The following is a 12,088-nucleotide window of genomic DNA, read 5'->3' on the forward strand; positions in this document are numbered from 1 at the left end:
GATTCAAGCCGCAGCCGATATCCCCGACGCCGCCTTGATCGCATCGCGCGGCAGGGTCACGCGCACGACGGTGCCGACGTCGATCTTCGAGCGCAGGCGCATCGAGCCGCCATGGAGCTGCGCCAGCGAGCGGGCGATGGCAAGGCCGAGGCCCGAGCCGTGATAGGTCTTGGTGAGCTGGCTCTCGACCTGCTCGAAGGGACGCCCGAGCCGCGCCAGCGAATGCGGCGCGATGCCGATGCCGGTGTCGGCGATCATCAGCACGATCCTGTCGTCGAGCTGCCGGCTGCGCACCACGACGCGTCCGCCGTCGGGCGTGAACTTCACGGCGTTGGAGAGCAGGTTGACGATGATCTGCTTGGTGGCGCGTCGGTCGGCGACGACCGAGATGGATTTTGCGATGTCGGCATCCAGCGTCAGGTGCTTGTCCTGTGCGCGGCCGGTGACGACCCGCAAGGATTCGGCCAGCGTCTGCGCGAGGTCGAGCTCTTCCATGTCGAGCTTCATGCGGCCGGCCTCGATCTTGGACATGTCGAGGATGTCGTTGATGACCTCGAGCAGATAATGGCCGCTGGTCAGGATGTCCTGGCAGTATTCCTGGTACTTCTCGCTGCCGAGCTCGCCGAACATGCCCGAGCCCATGATCTCGGAGAAGCCGATGATGGCATTGAGCGGCGTGCGCAGCTCGTGGCTCATATTGGCGAGGAATTTCGACTTGGTCTGGTTGGCTTCCTCGGCGCGGGTCTTCTCGCGCTGATATTTCTCGGCGAGGTCGGCGAGTTCGACCGCCTGGCGCTCCAGCGCGGCCTGCGAGCGCTTGAGGTCGATGACGGTGGCGCGCAGGCGCAGATCGTTGTCGACCAGCTTCTGCTCGTGCTCCTTGATGCGGGTGATGTCGGTGCCGACCGAGACGTAGCCGCCATCCTTGGTGCGGCGCTCGCTGATGTGCAGCCAGCTGCCGTCGTCGAGCTGCGCCTCGAAGGTACGTGCGCCCGGGCCTTGGGCCGCAGTCTCGTTGTGGCGGGTGCGCACCTCCGGCATGCGGCCGACCTCGAGCACGGTCTCGTAGGAGGTGCCGGGGATGACGGCGGTGTCCGGCAGCTTGTGCAGGCGCTGGAAGTGCGAGTTGCAGAGCACCAGGCGGTCGCTCGCATCCCACAGCACGAAGGCCTCCGGAATGGTCTCGATCGCGTCGCGCAGGCGAAGATCGGCTTCCACGGTCTTTTCGGCAAGGCTCTTCTGCTCGGTGATGTCGACCGCGATTCCGATCAGGTGCACGCTGGAATCCGTGGCGCCGCGGGTCTTCTCGCAGCGGACGCGGAGCCAGATCCAGTGGCCGTCGACATGCTGCATGCGGAAGGTCTGGTCGATGTGGTCGATCTTCTCGGAGATGAGCTGGTCGGCAATCTCGAACAGGTCGATGTCGTCGGACTTCACCAGCGCGTTGACCTCGCCGAAGGTGAGGAGCTCGTGACGGCCGTCGAGGCCGAGCATCGAGAACATCGACTGCGACCAGAAGATCCGGCCGCGCGACAGGTCCCAGTCCCACAGCCCGCAGCGGCCGCGGTTGAGCGCGGTGTCGATGCGGCCGCGCACGGCGTCGTTGATGAGATCGCCTTCGCGGGCGCGGGTCGACTGCCAGTGGAAGGCGAAGCCGAGGATCAGGACGACGAAGCCCGTGGTCGCCGACAGCGTCACCGAGAGCGCGGCGTCCGAGCCCCAGATCGGCTCGTTGCGCTCCTGGATCACGGTGACGAAGCCGGGCAGCGACTTGATCTGCCGCGATGTCGCCATCGCCGCGTTGCCGCTCGGCAGCGTCATGTCGGCGATGTTGCCGTCGCGCGGCGGCGCCGCGATCAGCTGCGCGGTCGTGATCGCATCGAGCAGGCGGTCGTTGCCTGAGGGGTCGCTGTCGGCCGGGATGCGGGCGAGGATGCGGCGGTCGATGCCGGCGGAGGTGACGATGACGTGGCGGCCGGAGGCCGTGGCCCAGGACGGAATGAGATCGGGCAGCAGCGTCGGCAGGCTCTCGATGTTCCTGAGCCGCTCCTGACGAACCGAGGTGAGGCGGTCGATGCGCTCGGCGAGCAGGTCGGCGAGCGCCGAAATGTCGTGGCGGACCACCAGTCGCTTCTGGCGCGTCTGATCGACCACCTGCACGAACGCGCCGAGGCAGATCGTGATCAGGAAGGCGATGATGAGCGTCGGCACGGCGCGGCGCAGCGCCGGCTCCGCGATCAGGAGCCGGTGATAGGCAGGTTTCGCGATCGATTGCGCCAATCCTTTGATCGAATCGGATTGGACGCACGCGCTCGCGGCGTCTGCGCGCGACATGCCTTCGGCCCCCTGAAAACCAGCTTGCAACTGAAGTCCGGAAGCAGCCCCACATCGCTTCCGAATCACACCGATTTGAATCCAGTTTTCGCGGGCTGTCGAGAGTCAACGAATCGTTAACGCGAAATTATTCTTATCCAACGCGCAGTTTGTGCATCGCGCGTCCGCAAACTCACGGACGCGAGGAGTCCGAAACGAGAACGTGTGACTCGCCGCGCATTCTTCGTCACGCACGCGGCGGCTCGGCGTGGCTGATGACGCGCTTCACGCTCGGGAACGCGCGCCGCAGCGCGCGCTCGATCGCGTCGACATGCTCGTGCACCTTGATCACGCTCATCGACGGTGCCGCGCGGCAGTGGAAGTTGACGATCTCGCCGGCGTCGGTGTTGCGGACCCGCACATTGTGGATGTCGTGGATCTCGCCTTCGCCGGCGAACTCGGCCAGCGCGGCGGCGATGGTCTGCACCCTCTCGGGCGCGGCATCGACGCCGAACGGCAGTTCCGGTTCCAAGGGCTCGATGTGAACGTCGACCTCGACGTCCTCGCCGAACTCCTCCTGGATGTTGCGCTCCAGCGTGTTGGCGACGTCGTGGGCGGCCTCGAGTGCCATGTCGGCATCGACCTCGAGGTCGATGCTGACGATCAGCTTGGCGCCCAGATCGTGCACCGTGACGTGGTGGACGGCGAGGGCGGAATTGCGCGCGATCACCATGATGCGGTCGCGCACGGTTTCGTTGTCGCGCGCGACGGGCACTGCGGCGAAGGTGAGGTCGGCATCGCCGAAAGCCTTGGCGACGGCGGCCTGCGCGTTGCGCTTGATGTCCTCGACGCGGTCGATCGGATAGGTTCGCGGCACCTTCGCGATGGTGTCGATGAACGTGGTCGCTCCGACCATGCGCACGCGCAAGCGTTCGACGTCGATCACACCAGGCACGCCGCGGATCGCGGCTGTGGCCTTCTCCTGCGCGCCTTCGGGCGCGCGATCGACCAGCGTCTGCACGGTCGAGCCGGCCATGCGCAGGCCGAGCGCTGCGATCATCACGGCAACCGCTGCGGCAGCCGCGGCGTCGCCCCACCAGAAGCCGAGCCCGGCCAGGATCAGGCCCACGATCACGGCGCAGGAGCCCATCACGTCGGAGGCGAAATGCAGCGCGTCCGCCGCCAGTGCCTGGCTCCGGGTCTCGCGCGCGGCGCGGTGCAGGGCGCGGGCGCGCCAGAGATTGACGACGATGTCGATCACCAGCACCACGAACGGCACGGCCGAGATGGTCGGCGGCGGGGTTCCCTCGCGCAGCCGGCTATAGGCCTCGACCAGGATGCCGCCCGCGAGCACGTAGAGCAGGGCCGTGACCCCGAGCGCGGAGACGCTTTCCAGCTTGCCGTGGCCGTAATGGTGCTCCTCGTCGGCGGGCTTGTCGGAGACCCGCACCACCGCCCAGGTGATGATGGTCGCAACCAGGTCGATCGAGGAATGCAGGGCCTCGGAGATCAGCGCCAGCGAGCCGATCGCGATCCCGACCACGAATTTGGCCGCCGCCATGCCGCCGCTGGCGAAGATCGAGATGGCCGCGACCGAGGTCTTGTTGTGCTGGGAGGTCATGGCGGGGATTTAGCAGCCCATGGCTGAACATCAAGCGCCGATCCACAGCTGTAGTCGCGAGTGAGTTGCAGGAGCGAAGCTATTGCGAATGCTTCTGAATTGAATGGTGGCTCCCTGCCACGAGCGCCCGGTCTGGTAGGGTGGGCAAAGCGCAGCGTGCCCACCTTGCGAAATAATCCGGAAAGAGCGGTGGGCACGGCGCTCTGCGCCTTTGCCCACCCTACGAGACCGAGACTGGATCGACGGTTACGGCACCGTCACCACGATCTTCCCCAGATGCTTGTTCGCCTCCATGTGTGCGAACGCCTGGTCGATGTCGCCGAACGCGAACACCTTGTCGATCGGCAGTTGCAGCTTGCGCGATTCCACCGCGCCCCAGATGTCCTTGCGGACCTCGGCAAAGATCTCGCGGACCTCCTCGATCGTGCGGGTGCGGAAGGTGACGCCGACATAGTCGATGCGGCGGGCCGCGTGCAGGTCGAAATTGAAGTCGGCGTGGGTGCCGCCGAGCCGGCCGACATTGACGATGCGACCCTTCACCTTGGTTGCGGCGAGGTTCTGATTGGCGACCTTGCCCGAGACCTGGTCGACGATGAGGTCGACGCCTTCGCCGTTCGTCGCCTTCAGCACCTCGTCCACCCATTTCGGATCGGAGCTGTCGACGGCGAGGTCGGCGCCATATTCCTTCAGCCGGCCGCGGCGAGTGGCGTCGGTGGACGAGCCGATCACGAGTTTTGCGCCTTTGAGCCTGGCAATCTGCATCGCCATCAGGCCGACGCCGGAGCTCGCACCTTGGATCAGCACGCTCTGTCCTGCCTGCACGCCGCCAACGGTGACGACGGCGTTGTGCATGGTCGCGAGCGCGACGGGGAGGGTGGCGGCCTCCTCGAAATTCATGTTCGAGGGCGCATGGAACAGCCGGCCGTGATCGGCCAGCGTATACTCGGCGAAGGCCGCGCCGCCCGAGCCCATGATGCGGTCGCCGATCTTCACGCCCTTCGCGTCGGGCCCGAGCTCGGCAACCTCGCCGGCCCATTCCATGCCGAGCACGGTGCCGACGCCGCCGGCCGCGCCATGGGCGTGGCCCTTGCGCATGCCGGTGTCGGCGCGGTTGAGGCCACAGGCGCGGACGCGGACGAGCACCTGCGTGCCCTTCGGCTTCGTTTGAGCGACGTCGGAAATCCTCGCGCCTTCAGGGCCGTAGACGTAGGCTTTCATGCAATACTCTCACGTGTTGCAGTGATTATTCCGCTGCTTCGCGTTGTTGCTGAACGATCATCCCCTCCAGCCGGCTGCGAATGATCGCCTCCGCCTCGCGCACGATGCGGGAGACGAGTTCGGCACAGCTCGGGATGTCCTGGATCAGGCCCTGCACCTGGCCGGCCGACCAGATGCCTTCGTCGGAATTGCCGGTAGCATAGACCATCTTGCCGCGGGCGCCGGCAACCAGCTCGCGGATATCCTCGAACTTGGCGCCTTCCTTCTCCATCGCGACGACCTTGGTCGAGACGGCGTTCTTGGCCACGCGCGAGGTGTTGCGCATGGTGCGGAAGATCAGCTCGGTCTCGCGCTCGTCATTGGCGACGATCTTCTCCTTGATGGACTGGTGGATCGGGCTCTCCCTGGTGGCCATGAAGCGGGTGCCCATGTTGATGCCCTCGGCTCCCAGCGCCAGCGCCGCGACGAGGCCGCGGGCATCTGCGAAGCCGCCCGAGGCGATCATCGGGATCTTGATCTTGTTGGCAGCGGCCGGGATCAGGATCAGGCCGGGCGTGTCGTCCTCGCCGGGATGGCCGGCGCATTCGAAGCCGTCGATCGAGATGGCGTCGACGCCCATCCGCTCGGCCGAGAGGGCGTGACGGACGCTGGTGCATTTGTGCACGACCTTGACGCCGTGCCTTTTGAACTCGTCGACGTGCTCCTGCGGCTTGTTGCCGGCGGTCTCGACCACCGTGATGCCGCTCTCGATGATCGCGGCGCGGTACTCGGCATAGGGCGGCGGCTTGATCGCCGGCAGGATGGTGAGGTTGACGCCGAACGGCTTGTCGGTCAGGTCGCGGCAGCGCGCGATCTCCTTGGTCAGGTCCTCCGGCGTCGGCTGGGTCAGCGCCGTGATGAAGCCGAGCGCGCCGGCATTGGCGACCGCCGCCACCAGCTCGGCCCGTCCGACCCATTGCATGCCGCCCTGAACGATCGGGTGCTGGACGCCGACGAGCCTGGTGAACCGTGTCTGCAACATGATCTGTTTCCCCCTCGCCCGGCGTGGCGCTCTGTTATCCATTGACTGGCGGCGAGGATGCCGCCGGGGGTGGGAAAAGTCTATTGCGCCGCCGGGCGGGGCGACCATGCGGAAGGCGAGGAGATTCCGCAGGGCGGACAATTGGCGTGCGCTGCTGTCTGCACAAGCCTTTGCTCAAGACACCGTCGTCATGCCCCGGCTTGACCGGGGCATCCAGTACGCCGCGGTGTCTCGGCTCTAGCCTCGCGGTCTCTGGAATACTGGATTGCCCGCCTACGCGGGCAATGACACCGAGTATGGGGCGAGGAGCTACTTCGCCGACAACCGCACCATCTGGCGCCCGCCGTTGATTTCCTTGAGGCTGTTGACGAAGTTTTCCGGGCGTTGCCAGCGATGGGGCACCTTCAATCCCATGAACTCCGCGATGTCGCCGATGAAGCCGGTGCAGTTCACGGTCTCGGCGTTCCAGACCGGAGAGCTGGCCTGCAACTCCTTGATGTAGGCGAACACACGCTTGGCGTCGGCTTCGTTCAGGTAGACCCGATAGCTCGCGGTCAGATATTCCGGATCGAGATCGCCGTAGCTGGCACCCGTCTCGGATGGCACAAAGGTGATGTGACCGAGCACGTAGGCGAGCGTGTCGCCGGCCGGCGTCAAGCCCGCAACCTCGACGGCCTTCTCGCTGGTCTTGCCGTACCAGACGAAGGCATGGCCCCAGCTCGCGGCCGTGCGGGCGCGGAAGTCGACATAGTAGGGGCCTCTCTCCGCACGCGCGACGGAGCGCCGCGTCGATTGCGGCTGAGGCCGCGCGGCGGCGTCGGTCGTAGCAAGCGCGTTCGCATCGGCAACGCGCCTGTCGGCTTCGTGAGCCGAGGCCGAGGGCGTCGTGCACGAGAGCATAGCCGCAAGCGCGAAGCCCGCGAGGATGCAGGATCCCGATCGACCAGCTTTGTTCGTCACGTTATTCCCCCTCGACCATCGGCCGCAAATGTCTCGCGCGGACTTCGCCGCGCGTCAGTAGCGCGCCGCGACCGGGCCCGGCGCCTTGCCGATCGGGGCCTTTCCAACCGGGCTCTTGCCAATTGGCATCTTGCCGATCGGTGCTTGCTCGGCCGGGTAGACCGGCACGGGCTGGCGGCGCGGCAGATCCGCGGCGTTCGCGGCCGTCGCAAGAGCAAGCGTGGCACCCAGAGCAAATACAATCTTCTTCACAGCGATACCCCTAGAAGGTTTGGTCCAAACACGGTCATGCCGTGCCCCCAGACACGCCTCCCAAAAGGGCGACCGAATGCGTCCAAGTTGCGGCGCGCACGGGACATGTTGGCGGCATTGATCGGGCGCGCGGAGATGTGATGTGTCTGGATGTTTCCGGGGGCGGGTCGACGCTGCGGCCTACGAAAGCGTCACCCGATCCGGTTCAGGCTGTTCCTGATCGTCGCGAAGATGCCGCCGATGTCCTTGCGAAGTGCATCGAGCGCGTTGAAATTCTCGAAGACGCGGGCGAGGCGGTCTTCGACTTCGCGCTTGCTTCTGGTCAGCATGTCGACGCGCGAGGCCAGCGTCATGCCGGCGTTCGCCTCGATCTCGCCGACGGTTTTTTCCAGGAGATCGCGGGTGGCGCCGACCTCGGCGATCATGGCCTCGATGCCGAACACCGGCGCCTTGAGCGGGATGAGGTCGGCCTGCGACTTCGACAGCTCGGCCTTGAAGGCGTTCAGCGTCGCCAGCGTCTCCTGCAGCGCGCCGAGGCGCTGGCGCGACTGGAGCACGAAATCGTTCAGCGCGTTCTGGCGGTCGGCCAGCGTCTTGCCGTCCGCATCTGTCTCGACATCGGCGAGCGCGCGTTCGAGCTCGACCCGGCGCTGGCTGAGCTCCTCGAAATCGAGCCGGATTCCTTTCAAGACGTTGAAATTGTCGTCGATGCGGGCGAGGCGCTGCTCGATCACGATCTTGTTCTGCGACAGCGTCTCCACGCGGGTGGGAAGCGGCGCCTCGCCGCCGGTCTCGAGCTCGTCGATGCTTTTTTCGAGGCGGTCATGGCTGAGGCTAAGCTCGCCGATCAAGGCATTGATGCCGGTATCGGTCGAGCGCAGTGGCGCCAGCTCCGCGTGAGATTTCGCCAGATCCTCCTTGTACCGGTTCAGGGTCGCAAACGTCTCCTGGACCGCGCTCACCCGTGTCAGCAGTCCTGAGACGTCGCGTGCGATGTCCTTGAGCCGGTCGGCGAGGTTGTTCTTGCGGTCGTCGGTCTCGAGGTCGTGCAGGGCGCGCTCGAGCTGGTTCTGGCGGTCGCGGATCTCGGTGAAGACGGGCTCGACCGCACGGCGCTGCTCGGCGACCTTGCCGACCATCTCGCGCAGCGCCTGCTGGCGGCGGCGGATTTCGGCGAGCTGGTCGTGCATGTCGGTGGATTCGTTGCGGCCTTGCTGGAGCAGGGCGCGCCGCTCGGTCTCGCCCAGCTTGTCGTGGAGGGCTGAAACCGCTTCCCGGGGATCGCTCTCGATCAAATGCTGGACGGTGGCATCGAGGTGGTTTTGCAGGGCGTGGGCGACCACGACGTCCTCGCGGGTCCTCCTGAGGCGATCGCGGAGCGTCTTCAGGCTGCGGTCCTGCCGCGAGAGCCGCCAGGCGGAGCCGGCGATCAGGGCCAGGGCAAGGACAGGGATGGCGCCGGTGGCAATGCGCTGCGGCACGGACAGGCCTGCGAACCAGGCGGGCAGGTGGGCAATGTCGTAACCGAACGCCTGCTGGGCAAAGACTGCGATGACGGCGAGCAGGGCGATCCAGGCAACCAGGAAAAACAGCCACATCGTGAATTCCTCACGCCGGCGCACTCCTGTGTTGCTATTGAAGAGCGGAACCGAGATCAAGAGGCCGGGGCGACGCGGGACGTTTGTGGCCAAACGATCCACAGCCGGCTCGGGCTCGGCGGCGCACGGGGAGAAGCCGGATTATCCGAAATTCGGCTTGGTGCTGACGGGGGCCGCTGGCTCGCCCGGGGGCGCGCAGCACCGGGATCCCGTCAACGCCAGGCGCTGCGGAAAGATGCGAGGTGGCGCGCACGTCGCTCTGCCGGCCCGCTTGCACCCAGGCCAGCCGCGAGCGCCAAGACGAACCAACGTGCTCTGGGCTATTGCTTCCCGAGCAGGTTCGACCGGATCTTGTCGGCGAACCAGACCACGAAGATCGCGGCGAACGAGAGAGCGAAGTACAGGGCCGTCCACAAAAGCGCGTTGCCGGCATTCGTCATTGCGTCCTCCCTTGCATCAGAAATCAATTTTGCCGGGGAGGATAGCGTTGGCCGCGACGGCCGATTTGCGCCGGATCAATTTTGCTGCGCTGCGGCGGCGAAAGATTACAGTCGAAACTCGTTGGTGAGCTCGCCGATGCCGTCGATCGCGACGGTCACACTGTTCACGGGCTCCTTCATCACGCCGACGCCGACAGAGGTACCCACCGCGATGAGGTCGCCGGGCAGCAAGGTCATGTCGTGGGAGATCCTGCTCACCAGCTCCTGCGCGCTGAAGATCATGTCCGAGATCGGGTAGTTCTGTCGCTCCGCGCCGTTGAGGATGGTGCGCACCGTGAGTTTTGCGGGATCGAGACCGGTCGCGATCACAGGGCCGAACGGGCCGTAATCGTCGATGCCCTTGGCACGGGCCCATTGCGGGAAGGTGGGGTCGCGCGTCAGGATGTCGTTGGCGGTGATGTCGTTGACGCAGGTGTAGCCGAAGATGAAGCCATCGGCCTCATCAGGCGAGACGTGCGCGCAGGTCTTGCCGATGACGATGCCGAGCTCGCCCTCGTAGGTCGTCTTGCCGTCGTAGTAGGAGGGGCGGCGGATCACGGCGCCGGGTGCGGCGATGCTGGTGGTGGCCTTGAGCAGGTAGAGCGGCTCCGGCGGTTCGGGCTGGTTCAGCTTGGCCGCGAGCGCATGGAAATTATTCCAGAGCGCGACGATCTTGCTGGGCACGCAGGGCGCAAGCAGCTCGACCTCCGACAGCGCGAGTGTCTTGCCGGTGCTGGCATTGCGGCCGAACATCTCGCCCTCGTGCAGGCTGATGCCCGATGACGTCAGCGTGCCGAAGCCCGTGGTGCCGGCATGGCGGAAGCGCAGCCATTTGGTCGCGGTTGCCATCACGCCACCGCCAGTGCGCGCGGATCAGCCGGCGTCGAGACGCCGTCATAGAGGCCGGCGATGCGGGCGCGCTGGGTCACCATCGCCAGCACCGAGTCGAGCGCAGGCGTCGGGATGCCGGTGAGCCTGCCCATCTCCTGCACGACGGTGACGAGCGGATCGATCTCCATCGGGCGGCCGCGCTCGAGATCCTGCAGCATCGAGGTCTTGTGGGCACCGACCTTGCGGGCACCCTCGATGCGGCGCTCGACGTCGACGCGGAACTTGACGCCGAAGGTCTCGGCGATGGCTTGCGTCTCCACCATGATCGCGCGCGACAGCGCGCGCGTGGCGGGATCGGTGCAGATCACGTCGAGCGTGGCATGGGTCAGCGCGCTGATCGGGTTGAAGCAGACATTGCCCCAGAGCTTCAGCCAGATCTCGTCGCGGATGCGGTCGAGCACGGGGGCTTTCAGGCCGGCCGCGACGAAGAGATCGGCGAGCCGCTGCACGTCGGAGGTGATCTCGCCCGAGGGCTCGCCGAGCGGAAAGTTGTTGCCGTAGACGTGGCGGATCACGCCGGGCGCCTCGATCTCGGTGGCGGGATAGACAATGCAGCCGATGGCGCGCTCGGCCCCCAGCTCGCGCCACTGCCGTCCGCCGGGGTCGATGCTCTCCAGCGTCGAGTTCTCGTATTGGCCGCCGTGCTTGTAGAAGTACCAGTAGGGGATACCGTTGACCGCGGTGACGATGCGGGTGTGGGGCCCGAGCAGCGGCTGCATCTTCTCGATCACGCCGGTGATCGAATGCGCCTTCAGCGTGATGATGATGAAGTCCTGCACGCCGAGTTCGGTGGGATCATCAGTGCAACGCGGATGAACGGTGTGCTTTTCCTCGCCCGCGAGCAGCGTCAGGCCGCGCTCGCGCATGGCGGCAAGGTGCGCGCCGCGCGCGATCAGGCCGACGTCGGCGCCCGCGCGCGCGAGCTGAGCTCCGAGATATCCGCCGATCGCGCCGGCGCCGTAGATGCAGATCTTCATGAAATCCTCGCGGGACCAATTTGGTAGTTGGGTGGATCGATCGGGCCATAGGCTCCCTGCACCTCTCCCGCTTGCGGGAGAGGTCGACGTGCTCGAGAGCGCGGCGGGTGAGGGCTCTATCCTCGTGGGGAGTCTCGCTGGCGGAGACAGCCCGCTCCCCAACCCTCTCCCGCAAGCGGGAGAGGGGGCAGCTCTTCCGTGACTGAAAGTAGGGCGAGCTCTTTTAGGCTGCCGCTTGCGGCGTACCGTTGAGCGCCTCGTCCATCGCAGCGGCGATGTCGCGCATGCTGATGACGGAGACGAGGCTGTAATCGTCGATGACCGGCAAATGGCGGATGTGATGACGGTTCATCAGATGCCGGACCTGCTCGATCGTATCCGAGGAGCTGCAGGACACCAGCTGCTGCACCGAGACCAGCTGGGAAACCTTGACGTTGACGGCGCCCGCGCCGTGCTCGGCGACGGCGCGCACCACGTCACGCTCGGTGAACATGCCGACCGCGGTGTTGCCCTCGGAGCGGACCACGTCCTTGACCACCAGCGCGCTGATATTGTTGGCGCGCATCAGCTTGGCCGCGATCCCCACCGTTTCGTTCATACGCACCGTGACAACGCGCGGCGTCTTCTTGCGCAGAATGTCTCCGACCAGCATTGCAACCTCCCTGGGGTGAACGTTGGGAGAAGTGTGGTATACATAATGCCAATCGTCAAGCGCTGGTTTTGGCTGATCCGAAAAATCTTGCGACAGGAATGCTGAC

The 12,088-nt window shown here is 65.9% G+C and carries 10 protein-coding genes; all 10 read right to left on the minus strand.

The genetic code is table 11. The features are described from left to right. Window positions 1-3 precede the first annotated feature (3 nt). The 10 genes from N2602_RS13670 to N2602_RS13715 all read right to left on the minus strand — a co-directional run bounded on the left by N2602_RS13670 (window position 4) and on the right by N2602_RS13715 (window position 11,982). Window positions 4-2,334, minus strand: a complete 2,331-nt coding sequence (locus N2602_RS13670; protein ID WP_260382956.1) for a PAS domain-containing sensor histidine kinase — start codon at window positions 2,332-2,334, stop codon at window positions 4-6. Between the two features lie 226 nt (window positions 2,335-2,560). Further along, complete coding sequence (locus N2602_RS13675) at window positions 2,561-3,934, minus strand: cation-efflux pump (RefSeq protein WP_172784258.1); 1,374 nt, start codon at window positions 3,932-3,934, stop codon at window positions 2,561-2,563. A gap of 246 nt (window positions 3,935-4,180) precedes the next feature. Beyond that, window positions 4,181-5,152, minus strand: a complete 972-nt coding sequence (locus tag N2602_RS13680; RefSeq protein WP_260382957.1) for a zinc-binding dehydrogenase — start codon at window positions 5,150-5,152, stop codon at window positions 4,181-4,183. 25 nt (window positions 5,153-5,177) lie between these two features. Continuing rightward, on the minus strand, window positions 5,178-6,173 hold the full coding sequence (locus N2602_RS13685) for a nitronate monooxygenase family protein (RefSeq protein WP_260382958.1): 996 nt from the start codon (window positions 6,171-6,173) through the stop codon (window positions 5,178-5,180). A 309-nt stretch (window positions 6,174-6,482) separates the two neighbouring features. Then, on the minus strand, window positions 6,483-7,133 hold the full coding sequence (locus N2602_RS13690; RefSeq protein WP_172784261.1) for a hypothetical protein: 651 nt from the start codon (window positions 7,131-7,133) through the stop codon (window positions 6,483-6,485). 54 nt (window positions 7,134-7,187) lie between these two features. Next, entirely contained in the window at window positions 7,188-7,385 is a 198-nt protein-coding gene (locus N2602_RS13695) for a hypothetical protein (RefSeq protein ID WP_210268228.1), read from the minus strand. Window positions 7,386-7,576: 191 nt separating this feature from the next. Further along, window positions 7,577-8,983 (minus strand): hypothetical protein, encoded by a 1,407-nt coding sequence (locus N2602_RS13700; protein ID WP_260382959.1) that lies wholly within the window; start codon window positions 8,981-8,983, stop codon window positions 7,577-7,579. A 545-nt stretch (window positions 8,984-9,528) separates the two neighbouring features. After that, window positions 9,529-10,311, minus strand: coding sequence for a fumarylacetoacetate hydrolase family protein (locus N2602_RS13705; protein ID WP_260382960.1), 783 nt, complete (start codon window positions 10,309-10,311; stop codon window positions 9,529-9,531). Beyond that, on the minus strand, window positions 10,311-11,330 hold the full coding sequence (locus N2602_RS13710; RefSeq protein ID WP_260382961.1) for a 2-dehydropantoate 2-reductase: 1,020 nt from the start codon (window positions 11,328-11,330) through the stop codon (window positions 10,311-10,313). Before N2602_RS13710 ends, N2602_RS13705 begins: the two co-directional genes overlap by 1 nt. A 223-nt stretch (window positions 11,331-11,553) precedes the next feature. Beyond that, entirely contained in the window at window positions 11,554-11,982 is a 429-nt protein-coding gene (locus N2602_RS13715) for a CBS domain-containing protein (protein WP_260382962.1), read from the minus strand. Window positions 11,983-12,088 lie beyond the last annotated feature (106 nt).

The organism is Bradyrhizobium sp. NC92 (assembly GCF_025200865.1).
GTDB lineage: Bacteria > Pseudomonadota > Alphaproteobacteria > Rhizobiales > Xanthobacteraceae > Bradyrhizobium.

Coding starts and splice junctions, on each gene's coding strand:
- N2602_RS13670 (WP_260382956.1), bottom strand. CDS start 2,334: ATGTCGCGCGCAGACGCCGCGAGCGCGTGCGTCCAATCCGATTCGATC.
- N2602_RS13675 (WP_172784258.1), bottom strand. CDS start 3,934: ATGACCTCCCAGCACAACAAGACCTCGGTCGCGGCCATCTCGATCTTC.
- N2602_RS13680 (WP_260382957.1), bottom strand. CDS start 5,152: ATGAAAGCCTACGTCTACGGCCCTGAAGGCGCGAGGATTTCCGACGTC.
- N2602_RS13685 (WP_260382958.1), bottom strand. CDS start 6,173: ATGTTGCAGACACGGTTCACCAGGCTCGTCGGCGTCCAGCACCCGATC.
- N2602_RS13700 (WP_260382959.1), bottom strand. CDS start 8,983: ATGTGGCTGTTTTTCCTGGTTGCCTGGATCGCCCTGCTCGCCGTCATC.
- N2602_RS13705 (WP_260382960.1), bottom strand. CDS start 10,311: ATGGCAACCGCGACCAAATGGCTGCGCTTCCGCCATGCCGGCACCACG.
- N2602_RS13710 (WP_260382961.1), bottom strand. CDS start 11,330: ATGAAGATCTGCATCTACGGCGCCGGCGCGATCGGCGGATATCTCGGA.
- N2602_RS13715 (WP_260382962.1), bottom strand. CDS start 11,982: ATGCTGGTCGGAGACATTCTGCGCAAGAAGACGCCGCGCGTTGTCACG.